Source organism: Methanoregula sp., assembly GCF_049510175.1.
In the GTDB taxonomy this organism is placed as follows: Archaea; Halobacteriota; Methanomicrobia; order Methanomicrobiales; family Methanospirillaceae; genus Methanoregula.
On the sequence record NZ_JBEKZF010000001.1, the window covers coordinates 418,192 to 435,357 of the forward strand.

The 17,166-nt window shown below is 51.0% G+C and carries 19 protein-coding genes; 1 reads left to right on the forward strand and 18 read right to left on the reverse strand.

The window, feature by feature from the left end:
* Positions 1-42 precede the first annotated feature (42 nt).
* The gene (gene htpX, locus ABSG49_RS02160; RefSeq protein ID WP_424024452.1) at positions 43-927 is read right to left on the reverse strand and encodes a zinc metalloprotease HtpX; all 885 of its coding nucleotides are present in this window, start codon (positions 925-927) and stop codon (positions 43-45) included.
* Positions 928-1,102: 175 nt separating this feature from the next.
* On the opposite strand from htpX, the gene ABSG49_RS02165 reads away from it, so the two are divergent.
* A complete protein-coding gene (locus ABSG49_RS02165) occupies positions 1,103-1,753 on the forward strand; it encodes a putative phosphothreonine lyase domain-containing protein (protein ID WP_424024453.1) in 651 nt (216 codons plus the stop codon).
* A gap of 264 nt (positions 1,754-2,017) precedes the next feature.
* On the opposite strand, the gene ABSG49_RS02170 is transcribed toward ABSG49_RS02165, so the two are convergent.
* From ABSG49_RS02170 to glmU (ABSG49_RS02250), 17 genes are all read right to left on the reverse strand, one after another.
* On the reverse strand, positions 2,018-2,164 hold the full coding sequence (locus ABSG49_RS02170) for a 50S ribosomal protein L40e (RefSeq protein WP_292544608.1): 147 nt from the start codon (positions 2,162-2,164) through the stop codon (positions 2,018-2,020).
* A 45-nt stretch (positions 2,165-2,209) separates the two neighbouring features.
* Entirely contained in the window at positions 2,210-2,770 is a 561-nt protein-coding gene (gene rdgB, locus ABSG49_RS02175; protein WP_424024454.1) for an RdgB/HAM1 family non-canonical purine NTP pyrophosphatase, read from the reverse strand.
* Positions 2,771-2,778: 8 nt separating this feature from the next.
* On the reverse strand, positions 2,779-4,362 hold the full coding sequence (locus ABSG49_RS02180; RefSeq protein ID WP_424024455.1) for a bifunctional N(6)-L-threonylcarbamoyladenine synthase/serine/threonine protein kinase: 1,584 nt from the start codon (positions 4,360-4,362) through the stop codon (positions 2,779-2,781).
* Positions 4,363-4,368: 6 nt separating this feature from the next.
* Positions 4,369-4,551, reverse strand: coding sequence for a 30S ribosomal protein S27ae (locus ABSG49_RS02185; RefSeq protein ID WP_424024456.1), 183 nt, complete (start codon positions 4,549-4,551; stop codon positions 4,369-4,371).
* 2 nt (positions 4,552-4,553) lie between these two features.
* On the reverse strand, positions 4,554-4,853 hold the full coding sequence (locus ABSG49_RS02190; protein ID WP_424024457.1) for a 30S ribosomal protein S24e: 300 nt from the start codon (positions 4,851-4,853) through the stop codon (positions 4,554-4,556).
* A gap of 104 nt (positions 4,854-4,957) precedes the next feature.
* The gene (locus ABSG49_RS02195) at positions 4,958-5,449 is read right to left on the reverse strand and encodes a GTP-dependent dephospho-CoA kinase family protein (RefSeq protein ID WP_424024458.1); all 492 of its coding nucleotides are present in this window, start codon (positions 5,447-5,449) and stop codon (positions 4,958-4,960) included.
* The gene (spt4, locus tag ABSG49_RS02200) at positions 5,449-5,655 is read right to left on the reverse strand and encodes a transcription elongation factor subunit Spt4 (protein WP_424024459.1); all 207 of its coding nucleotides are present in this window, start codon (positions 5,653-5,655) and stop codon (positions 5,449-5,451) included. Before spt4 ends, ABSG49_RS02195 begins: the two co-directional genes overlap by 1 nt.
* On the reverse strand, positions 5,639-6,280 hold the full coding sequence (locus ABSG49_RS02205; RefSeq protein ID WP_424024460.1) for a DNA-directed RNA polymerase: 642 nt from the start codon (positions 6,278-6,280) through the stop codon (positions 5,639-5,641). The genes spt4 and ABSG49_RS02205 overlap by 17 nt, the downstream gene beginning before the upstream one ends.
* 8 nt (positions 6,281-6,288) lie before the next feature.
* Positions 6,289-6,756 carry a type II toxin-antitoxin system VapC family toxin gene (locus tag ABSG49_RS02210; RefSeq protein ID WP_424024461.1) on the reverse strand — a complete coding sequence of 156 codons (468 nt, stop codon included), beginning with the start codon at positions 6,754-6,756 and terminating at the stop codon, positions 6,289-6,291.
* Entirely contained in the window at positions 6,669-7,904 is a 1,236-nt protein-coding gene (locus tag ABSG49_RS02215) for a translation initiation factor IF-2 subunit gamma (protein ID WP_424024462.1), read from the reverse strand. Before ABSG49_RS02215 ends, ABSG49_RS02210 begins: the two co-directional genes overlap by 88 nt.
* A gap of 270 nt (positions 7,905-8,174) precedes the next feature.
* Positions 8,175-8,468 carry a DUF2098 domain-containing protein gene (locus ABSG49_RS02220; protein ID WP_424024463.1) on the reverse strand — a complete coding sequence of 98 codons (294 nt, stop codon included), beginning with the start codon at positions 8,466-8,468 and terminating at the stop codon, positions 8,175-8,177.
* 133 nt (positions 8,469-8,601) lie between these two features.
* Entirely contained in the window at positions 8,602-11,193 is a 2,592-nt protein-coding gene (locus tag ABSG49_RS02225; protein ID WP_424024464.1) for an oligosaccharyl transferase, archaeosortase A system-associated, read from the reverse strand.
* Between the two features lie 67 nt (positions 11,194-11,260).
* On the reverse strand, positions 11,261-12,394 hold the full coding sequence (locus ABSG49_RS02230) for a glycosyltransferase (RefSeq protein ID WP_424024465.1): 1,134 nt from the start codon (positions 12,392-12,394) through the stop codon (positions 11,261-11,263).
* A gap of 48 nt (positions 12,395-12,442) precedes the next feature.
* Positions 12,443-13,045 carry an acyltransferase gene (locus tag ABSG49_RS02235; protein ID WP_424024466.1) on the reverse strand — a complete coding sequence of 201 codons (603 nt, stop codon included), beginning with the start codon at positions 13,043-13,045 and terminating at the stop codon, positions 12,443-12,445.
* Positions 13,042-14,787, reverse strand: a complete 1,746-nt coding sequence (gene glmS, locus ABSG49_RS02240) for a glutamine--fructose-6-phosphate transaminase (isomerizing) (RefSeq protein WP_424024467.1) — start codon at positions 14,785-14,787, stop codon at positions 13,042-13,044. The genes ABSG49_RS02235 and glmS overlap by 4 nt, the downstream gene beginning before the upstream one ends.
* Position 14,788: 1 nt before the next feature.
* The gene (gene glmU / locus ABSG49_RS02245) at positions 14,789-15,943 is read right to left on the reverse strand and encodes a bifunctional sugar-1-phosphate nucleotidylyltransferase/acetyltransferase (RefSeq protein ID WP_424024468.1); all 1,155 of its coding nucleotides are present in this window, start codon (positions 15,941-15,943) and stop codon (positions 14,789-14,791) included.
* A gap of 7 nt (positions 15,944-15,950) precedes the next feature.
* On the reverse strand, positions 15,951-17,150 hold the full coding sequence (glmU, locus tag ABSG49_RS02250; RefSeq protein WP_424024469.1) for a bifunctional sugar-1-phosphate nucleotidylyltransferase/acetyltransferase: 1,200 nt from the start codon (positions 17,148-17,150) through the stop codon (positions 15,951-15,953).
* Positions 17,151-17,166: the final 16 nt, after the last annotated feature.

A 17,166-nucleotide genomic window follows, 5' to 3' on the forward strand; every position in this document is an offset into this window, starting at 1 on the left:
TATCAGTCCATTGAGAGACAGGAAGAAAAAGAGTTTTGAAGATTAATAGCCCCGGAGTTCCATCTCAATTTTCTCGAGGTTGGCAATCCGTTTTTCAAGGGGCGGGTGGGTGGAGAACAGTTCCATGAGGGTGTTGCCGGAGAGTGCCGGTATGATGAAGAACGCATTTGCACCTTCGACTTTTGCCTTTGCCTCCGCGGGAACCGCATCGATCCTGCCACTGATCTTGTTCAGTGCAGAGATGAGTGCCTGCGGGTTCCGGGTAATGAGGGCGCTGCCTCGGTCTGCGGCAAACTCGCGGAACCGTGAAAGGGCGAGAATAAGGAGTGTGCTGAGCGCGTAGACGATGATCGAGACGATCCAGATGACGATCCATCCCCCTCCGTTCTCCCGATTGTTGCCCCCGAAGAGCGCGGAGAAGAAGAAGCTCTGCATGATCATCGATGCGATCATGGCGATGAAGCTTGCCAGCGTCATGGTCAGGATGTCCCGGTTCTTGACATGCGAGAGCTCGTGGGCGAGTACGGCTTCCAATTCGTCCTTATTCAGCAGGCGCAAGATCGAATCGGTGCATGCAACGACGGCATGCTTCGGGTTTCTGCCGGTGGCAAAGGCATTTGGCACCGGGCTCTGCATGATTGCAATTTTCGGTTTCGGGAGATCAGCCTCCTGGCAGAGCTTCTCGATTATCCGGTGGAGTTCGGGATGTTCATCCTCCTCGATGATCTTTGCCCCGGTACTCCAGAGCACCATCTTGTCGGAAAAGAAGTACTGGATCAGGCCCATCCCGACTGCCAGCAGGACAATGACCCATGTCCCCACGCCAAATGCATAGAGCACAGTCATGAACACGAGGTAGAGCAATAATAACAGTAGGCCTGTCAGCCAGACCCTCGCCGTGAGGCCCCAGTCACGTTTCCATTCCATAGTTTTTACATATTTCTGCCATGCGCTCTTAAAACAATCGACAATTACAATGACGGGGTCTCCAGCAGCAGCCCGGACATGAGATCATTGCACTTCATTATGCTGTCTTATGGATGGCGCAGATCTCAGGATCAATACAGAAACTATTTTTTTGCCAACATCATTTTTGGTACCAATGGCGGAAGTCGATCCCGAAGCGCTGGCGGATGTGGCATACGGTATCTTCGAGCACCTGCTGAACCGGGGGTTGCAGGTGGAGGGGAAGTACTTGTATGTCTTGGTGGAAAGCGGTACTGACTTCAAAACGGACCTGACCGCGATCTTTGAGAAGTTCAGGGAAGAATACCCGCAGCTTGCCGATGCGATGCTGGTCCGGTTCTCTGATATCGATACGGTCTACCGGATGCTCTGCGAGGGGGAGGGTGTGATCCCTTCGAAGACCACGCAGATGTACTGGATCGTGCTGGACGCACCTGGCAGTGCGCCCGAGGCGATAGAGGATGAGAACGCGGGGAAGTGGCTGATCTTCCAGGAACCTAACGCGGTGGATGCGGCATGGAAGAACGTCCGGGATGCAACCGTCTCTCTTGAGCTGGGCATCTCGGCAAAGGTGAGCACGGCGAAGCCCAATCCCGATTCTCGCGACAACCGGAAAGTGATCTACGTGTACACGAAAGATTGGGCCGATGAAGCGGATGTGATGCGCGTGCGCGAGAATCTCCGGGAGCTGGGTTTTGTCGACCGTATCGGGTACAAGCGCAATATCGAGACCTTTGCCGGGGAATATGCAAAGAAAGGAAAACGGGTCACGTACTATTCGGTGTGATCGACTTTCTCCAAGCCTGGGGACCTATACGGGATATTTGGGTGCACGTACAGGCAGGGTATGTTCTTCAGAACGTCCCGCAACCAGCCGGTTTTTCTTGCACAGGGTCTGGTACAGAAATCCAATGTTCCGGATAATGCCGGACAACCCGGAACATCAGACCGGGCGGATTCTGTGAGTATGCGGACTATGAGAGTACCGCAGGAATTATAATGGCAAAACCGGAGCGACCGGAAAAAAGGGAACTGGAATATTGGAAATGGATTACGCTTTGCGTTCCTTGTTCTTGGGGCGCAGGTTCTGGTAGCCGCATTTGCGGCAGCTGGTTGCGCGGATTGCGTTGCGTGCGTTACAGTGCATGCATATTTTCACGTTGAGTAGCCGGGCTTCGGCTTCTGGAAACTTTGCCATTATTGAACACTCCTGTCTGTCCATATAACAAAGCTGTAAGACATATTAACCATTTGCGTCAGTGACCCGCCCCCGGTATTCATGCACGAACCAGTCATGAAATGCGGTGAGGGCCCGGGCGCGGTGGGAGATCCGGCTCTTCTCTCCAAGGGAGATCTCGGCGAGCGTCCTGCCTCCAACATCGAAGATGGGATCATAGCCGAACCCGCCCATTCCTCGCGGGGTATAGGTTACGTGGCCATCAATCGTACCTTTGAAAACGTGGACTCTGCGCTCGTCTGCAAACGCGATGGCCGTTGTGAACCGGGCAGTGCGATCCGGTATACCCTCCATCAGCTTCAGGATGCCCGTATTTCCGATGGAATGTAAGACATATGCGGCATACGGGCCAGGGAACCCATTCAGGGCATCGATAAAGAAACCGGTATCATCCACTATGAGGGGTGTTTTCAGCTGCGAATAGGCATACTGAGCCTTGCCGCGGGCGATCTCGCCCACGTCATCGGACCGGTATTCGGGAAGGTCGAGTGAGACGTGGGTTATTTCGACAGAACCCTGGAAAAACGCCGCAACTTCCGCCGCCTTGTTGGCATTGCCGGTTACCATCGTGATCTTCAGAGATATCGCCCCCGCTGTCTGATTTCGTGTTCGCGGGCGATAACCTCACCGGCACCTGGGAATGTCTCCCCATACCCTTCAGCAAATGCTGCCTTCAGATCTTCCGAACGATCGGGAGCCGTGCTTTCAAGGGTCTGGAACAGGACGTGGATATCCACCCCCCGCTGCTCGATCTCCGAGGTTACCTGTGCAAGCCCGAAATCGATCAGAACGCATTTCCTGTCACTCCCGCGCACGATCAGGTTGCTGGTGGTGAGGTCCCCATGCATGATGCCTGCTGAATGGAGCAGGCCGACCATACGCCCCGCCTCCCGGACATTGTTATCCGAAAGATCGAGTGTGAGAAGCGTACCCTGTACTTGCTCCATAACGATGGTGTCGTCCGTAATATCGCTCATGACCGGCGTGGGAACGCCTCCTTTACGTGCGGCGTGGACGAGCCGTGCCTCGGCCCGGGTCCTTTCTGTAATCAGGCGCTTGTCAAGGGCTGGTACGCGGTACCGTTTGGAGACCCGGCGCTTCTCTGCAACCCCGTCGTGGAACGCGACAATCGCTTCAGCTCCGCGTCTTCTCGATTCACCAGCCGGGTAAGTCCGTGCTGTGGTTTCCGGGAGTTCATGTCTCCATGTAACCTCTACCTCATCGGAACGGAACGAAGGGTTGATACGGGAAGATTCGATGGGAAGAGTCACCCCGCTTTCGAGCATGAGTTTTCCCGTGTATGCGATCATCGCCCCGTTATCTCCGAGATATTTCTGTTCGGGGACGAAAAATTCCGCCCCGCGATCCTTGCACATAATACGCAGCATCTCCTGCAACCGGCGGTTTGCCCCGACTCCCCCGACAAGGAGCACCTCGTTCTTGTCGGCAAGGGACATCGCCCTCTCGGTCACTTCCACGCACATCGCAAAGGCGGTCTCCTGCAGGCTATAACAGACATCGGGTAGCGGTGCCTTGTGCTCCTTTGCTGCGGAGACGAGCCCGGAGAACGCGAGGTCCATCCCCTTTACGGTGTAGGGCAGTTCGATATACCGGCCCTTTTTTGCCTGTGCTTCGATATGCGGGCCGCCCGAATGCGGGAAATTCTTTGCCCGGGCAAACTTGTCAAGTGCGTTGCCGATCCCGACATCCAGTGTCTCGCCAAAAATCCTGTACCTCCCGTTCAGGTACCCGATCACCTGCGTATTTGCCCCGCTGGCATAGAGCACGATGGGGTCTTTGCACCCTGTGGCAAAACACCCGATCTCCACGTGGGCGACACAGTGGTTTACCCCCACGAGAGGGACATCAAGAGCAAGCGCAAGCGAGCGGGCTGCGGTGGCAACAGTCCGAAGGCAGGGGCCAAGGCCCGGGCCCTGAGAGAATGCGATCCCCTCTACCTTTTCCGGTTCTTTGAGGACATAACTGATGAGTTCCTTCATCGCCGACGCATGATGCTGTGCGGCCTCACGCGGGTGTATACCCCCCTGTGCAGGGCTGTAGGGTCGTGAAGCAAGAGAAACCAGATCTCGATCAAAAAGAGCGGCACTGAGGTTCCAGGCCGTGCCCTCAATCCCCAGTATCTGCCCAAAAACAGGCATTGGATCTTATTTTCTGAATTCAGTATATCCGCACTTGCCGCAGGTGGTCCGGTCTTTATGGTCCGCCATCATGACACCGGGTCCGCAGCGCGGACAGTATTTCTTTGCGGTGGTAACCTTTGCTCCCTCGACCTTGAAGTATGCACCCCTTTTGGTTCCCTTCGAGGCTGCCGCCTTCTTCGCTGCCATTGTTACGCCGCTCCCTCTTCCTTGGGCTTGGGCATTCCGCGCGCTGACAGGTACGGGCGTTCGGTTTTGTTCCTGCCCTCTTCACTGTCGTAAACGCGTGCCGAACCGGTAAGTTCTGTCTTGCCAAAGCTGCTGTGCAGGGTGTCAAGGGTAACCTGGTGCTCTTTCACGTTGAGCAGGGCGCAGAGTTTGCCGATGATCTGCATGCGGGAGGGGGTTGCTCCGTCATATTTGAGGGTAAACTGAACCTCTCTTCTGGATAAAAGTTCATTTCTTTTATCGCTGGTGATCTCAAAGTCCATCGATATCCTGTAATTATTGGGAACCGGTTTATTTAAAACATGACCCTCGTCCGGTATCCTGAAAAAGAATCTGCGTACCGGTTAAATGAATAACCGGGCGGGTATTATCCTCGGGATCTGGCGAATCGCTCCAGGAACTGCCGTGCTGTTGCCTGTGCTTCAGGAGTGACCTCGCGAAGGACAACCCCCTCATGGGGCTGCCCGTAGAGGACGATGGCCCCAAGAGGTGCGGCGATCACCATCGGGATCACGGCAAGATCTTCTTCCCCCTCCACCATAATCGTGACCGGTGAATGGGCAACGGCATCATTGATGGCATTTATCAGGTCTTCTGTCAATGAACCGGCTGGATTTTTCACTTTGATACATTTGCCAGTTAGAACAGGCATTTTACTGCAGGGCGATCGCATGGTATACCCGTCAACTACGGCAACAGCTGGCGTGATGCCCTTTTTCTGGAGATTATGTGTGACAACATCACCAACCGAATACACGGTACGATGGCAGATGAGAGGGAGGATCTCCCCAATATTCTGATGCAACTCGCCAAAGGGTTTCTTGAAGAGCTGCCGGTGCTCTTCCGGGAGGGTGAGCATCAGCGGACCTTCAGCGCGTAGCGGCCCGGGAGTTTGATGTTCATCCGTTTTGCCACTTCGGAATTTTCGGGATCGATGATAACCAGGTACCCGGACCAGTCTTCACTCAAGTTTGATGTGCCACAGATTACGCAGCTTTCGCCGTCAACAACCCGGTGGCAGTCACGGCAGACTTTACCCTGTTTCTTCTTATTCGCCGGAGGCATGCTCCTTCCTCTTGCCCTTTGTCTTCTCGGGAGCCCGCTCCTTTGCGGCACCTGCTGACTGCCCAGCTCTCTCCTTCTCCTTAACTATTTCCTCTTCGAGCCAGAGAGCCGTACCAAGACCGGCCTGCCGCATGGTGAGCCCGATCTTGCTGTCGCGGGGCTCGCGCTCGTTCAAGGATAACGTCACTACACGGACCCGGACTACGTCGCCCACACCGATAAAGCGTTTGGATTCCTGGCAGATGAGGCGGGCATTCTTCTCATCGTAGTTGATGTACTCATCCGATATCTGGCTCACGTGCAGCATTGCATCGATCGGTCCGAGGCTGATGAACGCGCCGAAACTTGTCGTCTCGACGACAACCCCTTCGATTACTTCCTGAAGGGTGAGCCTCAGCACCAGAGCCTCGAACTTTACATCGTAATATACTCCGCCATCGCCAGGGACGATCTCTCCTTCACCAACGTCCTGCACTTTCGTGACGCAGATAAAAATCCCTATCTCCTTATCAATGCTCCCTTCAAGCTGCTCCTGAAGGACATCGAGGATCACTTTTTCGAGTTTCTCGCCCAGCCGCTGGGGGGGCACCCGCACCTTGTCCTCAAGCATCAGTTTATGATACATAGTTCTCCTTATCTCCGCAATAGTTCCAGTTTTTTCTGTTTTCTCATGGATATTACCCCGATACCGCGTGCGAACAATTCGTCCCTTACACGGCGGTCATTCGTTACTACCATGCAGCCTTTCTGCACCGCATATTCGATTAACTGAGCGTCGACAGATCCTGAAGGGATATCCCCGCTCTCTGCGATTGTGCACTTCTCACCAAGTGCAAGACCCAAGCGGGCTGCGGATCCGTGGCGCCCTTTCGCCCGGGCGAGGCCCTCAAGCTCGCGCATTACTGATGAGAGTACGATGGGTTCGAAACCCCCAAGAATGTTCCGGAGCTCATCAAAGAGATCAACCTGGAACTGTGCGGGCATCATCAGTGCGTTGGCGTCCAGGAGAACCTTTACTCTCCCAGAACACCCATCCCGATCAAGCGCCAGCGTGCTCCCACCTGTCGGCTGATGGCAATCCTTGAGCCGATTTCTGCACATACGGGTCGTTTCAGTTGTATTTCGACACTGTCTTTCTTGGTGTTCGTGACAACCCCCACGGTGACTGCAGTACCTACAGAAAGCATCAATGGTTCGGAATGCTTCAGTGGTTCGATAATGAGTTCGCTTGTGGCTCCCACAACCCGTTCCATCAGGGTAACCCTGCACCGGATCTTGTCCCAGACAGGAGGAAGTTTTCCTTCGTGACCCAGTACCTGGCCGGCGAGTGCATCGCTCTTTGTCAGCGCAGGATCAAGTTTTGTTCCTACACCCAGAAGTCCACCAGGTGTTGCCTCACTTACCGTTTTGGAACCGGCATTGATTGATGTGACGGTCGTGGTTATGGGGATCCATTTGATCCTGTTCTCAACCTGGGTCTGCCTGCCTGGACGGATCTCGATCTTTTCATCTTCGCGGAGGATGCCCCGGATAAGAGACCCCCCGACGACACCGCCTTTCACATCCTTCCAGTTACAGCCGGGCTTATTCACGTCGAATGAGCGGGCAATCAGCATTACCGGTTCGGCATTGGGATCCCGTTCAGGTTCAGGAATTATCTGGTCCAATGCCTGCACAAGCGCACCCATGTTGATCCCTTTCTGCGAAGATACCGGGATGATGGGAGCATTTTCAGCGATCGTCCCCTTGACGAATGCCTTGATCTCAAGGTAGTTGTCCATCGCCTCTTTCTGGCTGATCACATCGATCTTGCTCTGGACAATAACAATTTTTTTGATGCCGACGAGTTCCAGCGCCATCAGATGCTCTTTGGTCTGCGGTTGCGGGCACTTCTCGCTTGCAGCGATCACCAGCATTGCCCCGTCCATCAGTGCCGAACCCGAGAGCATTGTCGCCATAAGGGTTTCATGCCCGGGTGCATCGACAAACGATACGGAACGGAACGGTATCCCCTTCCCTCCGCAGACCGGACATTCGGGGCTTGTCGAAAAAGCGTCAGTACCTTCACACTTTTCGCATCGGTAAAATGTTGCATCAGCATAACCGAGCCGGATTGAGATACCCCGCTTCACCTCCTCGCTGTGCCGGTCGGTCCATGTCCCGGTGAGCGCGTTGACGAGGGTGGTCTTGCCGTGATCGACATGACCCACAACTCCGATATTGACACTGGGAACTGTCACATCATGCAAATGAAATCGAACCTCCTTATTCTATATCTAACGATCATACTTATACATAACCAGTCAGGATGAACCCCAGCGATATGTTTGCTGTTTATTCCATTCGTTGGATGATTCCGCGTACTTAAATGTCAAAAAAATGATCTGGTTACGGTAAGCGTCTGGCGGTATTCTGGATAAAAGGAATGGACTCTGCGAGCTGGGTTTTTGGTACGGTAATTGACGTGGGAACCGGAAATATGAGATACAAGTAAAAATTGCCGGAACATGAAGGGAGGCTTAACCTCCTCCCTCACAGCTCTGATCAATATTCTTTAATGCTTCCTGCAGTTCGCTTCCTGCAGCAAATTTCCGCTCACGGGCAATGACTTCCTTTGCATCCTCAATCATGGTGGTTGTGGTTTTCACCGTCCCCGTTGTCGGGATCAGGGAGTCAACACGGTACAGAAGATTTGTTGTATCCAGTTCAGCAAAGGTGTCACCTCTGACCTGTTCAATACGGAGGATTTTACCGGTCGTTCCGGTCCGCGGGTATCGTACCCGCATACCCAAGGCAATCTCTTCCGCTAACATAGTTGTGAATGATGAGTGTCCGATGATATAAGGTTTTTCCAAAATTTGTCTGAAAAAACCAGGAAAAACCATATCCATGATGCAAAGTCATGATAAAATACAAAAACTTGGTTTTTAAGGAAAAGAGATGGGGTTATTGGATGGTCAGACCCTGAATGACCGCGGATTCCGGAACATCATATTCGCGGCCAGTACCGGCAATCTTGTATTTTCCGGTTGTTTTCACATCGTATGGATTACCGGTTGTGGAATAGGGCACGATGAATTCCCCATTGACACTTGCCTGACGGTACGTGAAATTTCGTCCGGTATTGCTGACAACCGGTATCTCGATGATGCCGTCTCCCTTAATTTGGGCACCTTTGACGTATTCGAAGATCTTGACATATTTCAAATCAATCGTTTTTGAATTGAATACATTGGTCGGGGACTCGTGGACAAGCCGGTAGTGCTGGAGTGCTGGCACTGTGTCTAGTGGTGAAACAATGCTCGGACTATACACGGCAGCATGGTAACCTGGTGCGGCATTAAGATTGTACTGGGCTACTTTCTGTATTGCAGCAGAGGTATTCATTGACTCTCCGTCAGTGATGACCGGCAAGGTCGTACCGTAAATCTTGGGATCTGCATATACGATATAATATACGCTGTTCGAATCGGTCATCGAACCGTCAAAGTTGTGGAGCCGGGATATCATCGTCAGGTAGTACGGCTGTTTGTTCAGGACTGCCGAGGTGAGCGAGTTATCCTGCCCGGGCAGGAGCAGGGTATCATAGTAGGGTCCTGCTGCATCTGTCGCGTTGTACCATGTTGCCATTGCCCAGAATTTTCCCTGATCCATTTCCACATCTGTGACAACGTAACGGGTTCCGCGTTTGTCGAGAATCGCGTTCGCAGTATCCTCTGATGTGGACACAAAATACGCTGCAGCTCCGTCATTTCCGGCAACCCCCTGCTGGAACGGATTCGCGTTGGGAATACGTTTCCCGATCGTTGTGATGAGGTGACCATAATCCCACCAGGACATCACACCGTACGATCCGTTCGGATAATGGAAGGTGTCTTTGTTATATAATGTGTAATAATCAACACCCGTTTCCGGAGTATTGTTCTGCATCCACTCCATCGACTCCTTCCAATCGGGATTCATCAGTGTTGGATTATTTGAAGCATTCGTATAACTGTAATTAACCGAGGTGTACACAAAAAGAATACTCAGCCCGACGATTACAATTGTGGCAGTTATCAGAAGATATACCGATACGTCAGTGTGAGAGGGGCCTTTCTGGATTTTTTTCTGTTTTTTACCCTTTGGCGGAGTGTCTTTGAAATATGGTTTTGAAGAGCTTTCTGAAATTGCCCGAGAAGTATCAGGGGTTATCAGTTGCTGGATACCGGGCCAGCAGCGCTCAAGGAAGAAGCTGACAAATACTGCTGAGAGTAACACGACGTTGATCGCAAGATAATACTCATACCGGATATGTTGCCACGTTGAAAATAAAATAATTATTGACCATAGTATTGTGAAAACCTGCTCCGGGCGCTCATCCCGAACATTATTGTAAACCATGACAAGCATGCCACCGGCCATGAGAAGGAGACCGTAGTTGAATGTCTGCCAGGCAAGATCCGTGGCCCAACCGCGTGCTTCTTGGACTGTATTAGTGATAGGAGCCTGTCCAAAAAAGGCGAATGAATCGACAACGAGCAGGTTAAACAGATTTGGACTGTATACATACAGGACGAGGAAAATAAGTAACGCAGAACCGATGATTGCAACCGGGTAATAAAATTTCGGCTTCTCTTTTACATAACGCTGGAGGATATACAGAAAAACTGTCCCTCCAATCATCGCAAGACCGGCATAGACATGTGCTATGGAATATGTTGAGAGTTCCGGTATAGCACTCTTGAATCCAAATGCCAGAAGCCCGAGTATGGCAATAAGGAATATTACACTGTTGATGATCAGGAGATATTCACTTGTTCGGTTACGATACGTATCAATAACAAACTGGACGAGAGTGAATACCCCAGCAATTAATGCAAATAGTATCATTGTCGGCATCACAAAGAATCCAAGAAGATACGCGAATCCCGCGAGCACAGAAATCAGGAATGCTGTTTTATACGTGCTGAAATTTTTCAGATTGATGGCGGTGTCCTTCTCGGAAAGGACGGCGTACATATAGAAGAGGCAGAATATCGTGGAAAAAAGAACTTCTGCGATATGGTGGTCCATATACCCGTACATGGATCGGTAAAAATATTGTCCTGTGACTGCCGCTGTGAAGCCTGATGCAAGAAGACCTGTCTTCCAATTGCCACAGAGTTTTCCTACAAAATACATTAATGCAGTCACGATCGTTGCCATGAGGGGTGGAACGAGAAGCCCAACACTTATAATTTCAGGGCGTGTTGTCGCCCCTGTTATCAGGCAGCAGATCGCGATAATTGTCGGGAAAAGAGGGCCCCAGTACATGTCCGACCCCGTCGGATAAAGGGTCATGGGGTCGAACCACTGGTAAGTGAGATGATTCGACAGTAAAAATTCGACCTGGCGAAGGTTATAGAGTGGATCATCGCTCGCAACCATTGACAATATATCGGTATGCCCCATAGTGAACATGGGCAGGAGGCGGAGCCAGAGCGCAAAGAGCGAAAATAGTGTAACAAGACCGACGACTAACCAGGTCCGGCGGCTTTTCAGATCTAGAGATATCATGAAATCATCCTATCTTTCTATCGTAATTTGTTTCTGTTGAGACCATTAATAAATTTGGATGAATGCATTAGATAATGCTTTGAAGAATCGCCTCGAATTGCCTGGATTTCTCCTTCCAACTGTTGTTTTCGAGATCCACAGAGTATGTAACAGGGTTTTGCATCAGTTTTTTTATATGTCCGATATACTCGTCTTGGGTACAGTAGACCCTTAGGTGCGGTCCCCCTGTTTTTTCTACATCCGGCATGGGACGCATGACAATCGGCTTTCCGCAAGCTGAATATTCAAAGAATTTATTCGGAAGTGCGATATTTCCCCAATGAGGTGGCGATAGTGGAATTGTACAGGCATCCATGCAGGCAATATACCTCGGCAGTTCATGATAGGGTTTTGTTCCGGTGAATATGACATATTCTGATACACCGAGATCATCTGTGAGTGTCATGAGTTCCTGCTGGTAATCGGTGAAGAGAGATCCCCCGACGATCAGCAGTTTTGTTTCTGGATGGTATTTGATCAGGGCAGGAAGCGCCCGGATCATCTCATCGATAGCATACCATCGTTCAATACTCCCCGAAAATCCGATAACAAAATCATCAGAATCGATACCGAGTTTTTTCCTCGTTGCACCCCCGTTTATTGGCTTAAAAAGATCCGTGTCAACACCATTAGTGATGAGATCCGCAGCGAAGCCAAAACCGGAGAGTCTCTCTACGAGAGACGGTGAGACGGTTGTGATTTTATCACTATTAGACAGGTTGTGTCTGGTTATGGCCCAGACGCTCACACGAACCATTTCCTGAAGAATGCGATTCTTAAAATAGGCGGCAGCAGAATCCGGGAACCAGTCCTTGAGATCGAATACGACCGGCACGTTGTATTTTTTTGCCGCCCGGATAACGGCGGTTCCGGCAAGTACATTAGCGGCAACGATGACATCAAAATTTCCCTCCCGGATAATTTTATTAAAAATATAGAAGTGATACGGGGTGTTAAGTGTGTAATGCAGCAGGGGACTTTTTAGCGGGAATTGCGTTGCCTCTTCGACGATCAGTCTGGTAGGGCGGGATATCTCCCTGCTGACATGAAAGTGGGCCACATGCACTTCATGCCGTTGTGCCAGGTCCTCAAATATGTAGTGGTGCCGGGATGGGACCGGATGATGGATGTAATCCTGGGTGGAGACAAGAAGGATCTTCATAGGTCAAGAATTTTTATTTTGATCGGATCGAAACAGAATTCACAATGCTTATTGCTCGTTCGTGTTCAGTTCGCGGGGAAGATTCTTTATTCTCGCGGGCGTCCCAATTGCAAGCATATGATCGGGAACATCACGAGTTACGACGGCCCCTGCGGCAACCAGTGAACCTTCTCCTATGCAGACCCCCGGAAGCAGGGTCGTGTTCGCACCAATCGCTGCGCCATCGCTGATAACAGGTCCTCGAAGGCCTCCGATTCTGTGTGGAGGGTACCGATCATTCGTCAGTACGGCATTTGGACCGATGAATACGCGGTTTCCTATCCGGGTATCTGTCGGGATATATACCATACTCTGCAGGCTTACATCATTTCCGATGGTTGAATGCCCCTCGATTATTGTTCCAGTCCCAATGGCGACCCGGTCACCAATCCTGGTTTTTTCGCGGATCATAACATTATGTCCTGTCTGGAAGCCATCCCCGATAATGACATCGCAGTACACTACAGTCCCGGAACGGATGATTGCATTTTTTCCAATCGTCGTACCGGGAAAACCCGTTTTTGAAAGATTTTCCCGTGAGGGAAAACCTATGGTAACCGGCTCGAAAATCCGTGCATCCGGACCAATATAATTCAACCCGTATTCAATCATTCAACCGTCACACTCTTTGCAAGATTTCTCGGTTTGTCGATATCCCTTCCCAGCATCTCTGCCGTATGATATGCGAGGAGCTGGAGTACGACTAGCGTTGTCAGAACCTGGACGAAAAGACCGGCCCGGGGAAGTGGGATAAACTGATCGACAATATCTGACAGTTCTGTATCCCCTTCACACCCAACTGCAATCACGGGAGCCCCTCGTGCTTTCATCTCTTTGATATTTGAGATCATCACGTCATACGTAACTCCAGGCATACAAAGTGCAATTACCGGAGTATTCTGGGAAAGAAGGGCAAAGGGCCCATGCTTGAGTTCCCCGGCGGCATACCCTTCTGCGTGAATATAGGAAATTTCCTTCATTTTCAAGGCACCTTCAAGGGAAACCGCATAGAACGGCCCGCGGCCAACAAAAAAAATACTTTGGGCGTTCTTACAGAGATCTACGCTCTCGTTGAGATCCATCAGGAGTACTTCTTCAATCGCCTTATGGGCGTGCAAAAGAATTTCATCATCCTTCCCGCAACGCAGGTTGTTGATAATCTGCATGAGAACGGCCAGCTGGGCAATAAAGGATTTTGTTGCCGCTACACTGATCTCCGGGCCGGCACGCATAAAAAGGGTTGCGTCAGCGATTCTTGTCACGGTACTACCCAGTACATTGGTCACTGCAAGTGTCCTGCAGTTGTGTGCTTTTGCCAGCCTGAGTGCTGTGAGGGTATCTGCCGTTTCCCCGGACTGGGTGATCCCCATGACAAGCCCGTTGATTGGAGGAGGATAATACCTGAATTCGGATGCAAATTCCAAGCGTGCGGGAATCCCGCAGGATTCCTCAAGCAGGTACTTGAAAATAAGCCCTGCATGATATGATGATCCACAGGCAACAATCGTGATGGAGTCGGGCCGGCTGGCAAACTTTGGCAGGATGTCAGGGTTCACGGCACGAACGGTATTATAGAATGCCTGAGGTTGTTCATAGATCTCTTTGAGCATATAATGCGCAAATCCTCCCTTTTTTACATCTTCAACAGACCAGTTGATTAGTTCAACAGGACGTGTAACCTTCTTGCCATTACTGAAGATTTCTACCGTTCCGCGTGTCAGGGATGCTATATCCCCGTCTTCGAGAAAAACTGCCCGTTCCGTATGTTCGAGAATAGGTGTCATATCGGATGCGGCAAAGTTCTCCCCATCCCCGATACCGATCACCAGCGGGCTTGCATTCCGGGCCGCAATAATCCTCTCTTCCTCTTCTGCGATCACCAGTAATGCGAAGGATCCCTTGAGACTGGGAATAACAGCCTGCACTGCCACAAAAAGATCTTTTTCCTTCGCATATTCCTCTTCAATGAGGTGGACAATAACCTCAGTATCAGTTTCTGAATGGAAGGTATGCCCACGCGCTAGGAGCTCACGCCTCAGCCCTGCATAATTCTCGATGATCCCGTTGTGGACCAATGCAATCTTTCCAGAACAGTCTGTATGGGGGTGAGCATTGGCATCACTCGGAATACCGTGTGTTGCCCACCGTGTGTGCCCAACACCGATTTTTCCTTTCAGGTCGGATGCTGAACCGGCATTTTCCGATATCCTGCCTTGGTGTTTTATAAGGGTAATTCCTTTTCCCGTCGTTGCGACGCCAAAAGAGTCATAACCCCGGTATTCAAGTTTTTTCAACCCTTCCACAATTAATGGTGCAGCCTCCCTCCGGCCAATGTATCCCACAATACCGCACACGTTATATCACCGTGGAATTATCCGGGATATATCTGGATGACAGGTCGGCGCGACCTTCGATGGTCACATTGTTGCCGATAACCGTGTTTTTAAAGACTGTAAACGGCCCGCTCGCCACGGTATCCCCGAGAATTGCCCCGAATTCAGCTCGTGTTGCGATCCCTTCAATTTCCATGAGCCCCGGTACCGTCCATGTGGATGTATGATCCGCAAGTATACACCGTTCACCCGTGACGGCATCAATGACTCGTGAATGGGATCCTACCGATGTATCATCCATAATAATTGCGTCGCCAATAACGGTAAATGGTTCAACCGTTACACGGGCACCGATACTGGTATTTGGCATGACACAGCAGTTTGGTCCGATGGTGCAGTCATTTCCGATGACAACCGGACCGGTAATAACGGTATTCGGTCCGATTGTCGTCCCCTTGCCGATCCTGACTGCACCCTGGATGATTGTCTGTCTGCTTGCGGTACCGTTGCGTGTGGACGGCAGATTGCATAATAGACGACGGTTCATCTTGAGGAGGTCCCAAGCAAAGATTGCATCCTGCCAGTCATCGGCAGGAATACCCTGGATATTCACACCGCTTTCGATCATGGAAGATATGGCATAGGTCAGATCGTTTTCCCTGATGTGGGGAAAAATCTCCCTTGTCAGGGAATAGATCCCGGTGCTGACCATGAAACTGGGAGCATATTCTGGTTTTTCGACAATGCGGGTAACGCGGCCCTCACTTATCATCACAACGCCAAAATTCGAAGGATTTGGATGCTCTTTTACCAGCATAGCATTCGGGAGATCCTTGATACGGGCGATAGATGAGGGATCGATATAGTTGTCCCCCGGGAGCAGGAGGAAATTATCTCGTATTCTGGATTTAGCAGACAGAAGGGCGTGTCCCGTTCCCAGTTGCTTATTCTGGACTACGACCTCTATCGGTGCATCCAGCTGATTCAGGAATCGTGTTACCTGTTCTTTCCGGTATCCTACAACAACAATGATTTCACGGATCCCGTTTTTCAACAGGGCTTCGATTACATATTCTATGATCGGGCGGTTGGCCACCGGGATCATTGCCTTGGGGCGGCTCCCTGTCAGGGGGCGAACCCGTTTTCCCTCTCCTGCTGCGAGAATTACTGCCTGCATATTTCACCTACTTTATTATCGCTTTATCCCCAATACAGCCCTCAATGAAGGTATTGGGTGCAAATTGTGCATCACTCCCGATCATGGTACCGACGTTGATTGAACAATTGATACCAAACCGGACATTATCTCCAATAACAGCCCCAAATTTTTTCCTACGGGTATCCTCTCCACAGACACTAATATTCGCATGGTCGTTGCGGAGGTTTGCAATTTTTGTACCCGCACCGAAATTACAGCCAGTTCCTATGACAGAATCACCGATGTAGTTGAAATGCGGGATCTTTGTCCCGCTCATAATAATCGAGTTCTTGAGTTCGGAACAATGGCCTACATGACAATCGTCACCGATACTGGTTGCTCCGCGAATATAGGCATGGGGGCCGATGCGGCAGTTTTTCCCTATGACACAGGGCCCTTCGATGTACGTGCCGGATTTGATCACCGTCCCCTCTCCGATCACTACACTATCCTGCAGGGTCACTCCATCCTCGACTTTTCCATTATTCGCAGGTTCAAGGTGTTCCATGAGCGTTGAATTCGCGTCAAGCATGTCCCAGGGATAACCTACATCCATCCAGTACGAGAGATAATGAGCATGTAATTGCCGTTGCTCCACTAATTCTGCAAGGGCATCAGTGAGTTCAAGTTCCCCTCGAGGTGAAGGTTGAACCTTATCGATGAGATCGAAGATATCGGGTGAAAAAAGGTATGCCCCGGCATTGATCAGATTCGATTTTGGCTGTTTTGATTTTTCTTCAAGGGACGTGATAATACCATTCTCCTTTAATACCACCCCATAATCCCCGGGATGGTCTGTTGTGCTTATGCACATGCAGGCAGGTTTTTTCTGGCACAGATCCGCGATATCCTCCCGTTTGAGGATCATATCCCCGTTCATGACAAGAAAAGGATCTGTGACTAGATCACGAGCTGCCCCCACGGCATCAGCCGTCCCACGCTGATGTCGCTGTGTGGCATATTCGATGTGGACCCCCCATCTGGCACCGTCACCGAAATGTCGCCGTATTTCCCGTTCGCCATACCCGACAATGAAAATAAATTCGGTGATACCGGCATCACGGGTTGCAAGGACAAGATGCTCCATCATCGGGCGGTTGGCAAGAGGGAGCATGACTTTCGGGCGCTTCGCGGTCAGGGGGCGCATTCGCTTGCCCTCCCCCGCTGCGAGAACGACACATTCCATAGGTACAGCTCCTCTT

Excerpts from the sequence above, each read along its gene's own strand:
- ABSG49_RS02235 (WP_424024466.1), bottom strand. The coding sequence starts at position 13,045 with ATGATTGAATACGGGTTGAATTATATTGGTCCGGATGCACGGATTTTC.
- ABSG49_RS02230 (WP_424024465.1), bottom strand. The coding sequence starts at position 12,394 with ATGAAGATCCTTCTTGTCTCCACCCAGGATTACATCCATCATCCGGTC.
- ABSG49_RS02170 (WP_292544608.1), bottom strand. The coding sequence starts at position 2,164 with ATGGCAAAGTTTCCAGAAGCCGAAGCCCGGCTACTCAACGTGAAAATA.
- ABSG49_RS02210 (WP_424024461.1), bottom strand. The coding sequence starts at position 6,756 with ATGTGCAGAAATCGGCTCAAGGATTGCCATCAGCCGACAGGTGGGAGC.
- ABSG49_RS02225 (WP_424024464.1), bottom strand. The coding sequence starts at position 11,193 with ATGATATCTCTAGATCTGAAAAGCCGCCGGACCTGGTTAGTCGTCGGT.
- glmU (WP_424024469.1), bottom strand. The coding sequence starts at position 17,150 with ATGGAATGTGTCGTTCTCGCAGCGGGGGAGGGCAAGCGAATGCGCCCC.
- ABSG49_RS02180 (WP_424024455.1), bottom strand. The coding sequence starts at position 4,362 with ATGCCTGTTTTTGGGCAGATACTGGGGATTGAGGGCACGGCCTGGAAC.
- spt4 (WP_424024459.1), bottom strand. The coding sequence starts at position 5,655 with ATGCCTCCGGCGAATAAGAAGAAACAGGGTAAAGTCTGCCGTGACTGC.
- ABSG49_RS02195 (WP_424024458.1), bottom strand. The coding sequence starts at position 5,449 with ATGCTCACCCTCCCGGAAGAGCACCGGCAGCTCTTCAAGAAACCCTTT.
- htpX (WP_424024452.1), bottom strand. The coding sequence starts at position 927 with ATGGAATGGAAACGTGACTGGGGCCTCACGGCGAGGGTCTGGCTGACA.
- rdgB (WP_424024454.1), bottom strand. The coding sequence starts at position 2,770 with ATGGTAACCGGCAATGCCAACAAGGCGGCGGAAGTTGCGGCGTTTTTC.
- glmU (WP_424024468.1), bottom strand. The coding sequence starts at position 15,943 with ATGCAGGCAGTAATTCTCGCAGCAGGAGAGGGAAAACGGGTTCGCCCC.
- ABSG49_RS02205 (WP_424024460.1), bottom strand. The coding sequence starts at position 6,280 with ATGTATCATAAACTGATGCTTGAGGACAAGGTGCGGGTGCCCCCCCAG.
- ABSG49_RS02165 (WP_424024453.1), top strand. The coding sequence starts at position 1,103 with ATGGCGGAAGTCGATCCCGAAGCGCTGGCGGATGTGGCATACGGTATC.
- ABSG49_RS02190 (WP_424024457.1), bottom strand. The coding sequence starts at position 4,853 with ATGGACTTTGAGATCACCAGCGATAAAAGAAATGAACTTTTATCCAGA.
- ABSG49_RS02220 (WP_424024463.1), bottom strand. The coding sequence starts at position 8,468 with ATGTTAGCGGAAGAGATTGCCTTGGGTATGCGGGTACGATACCCGCGG.
- ABSG49_RS02185 (WP_424024456.1), bottom strand. The coding sequence starts at position 4,551 with ATGGCAGCGAAGAAGGCGGCAGCCTCGAAGGGAACCAAAAGGGGTGCA.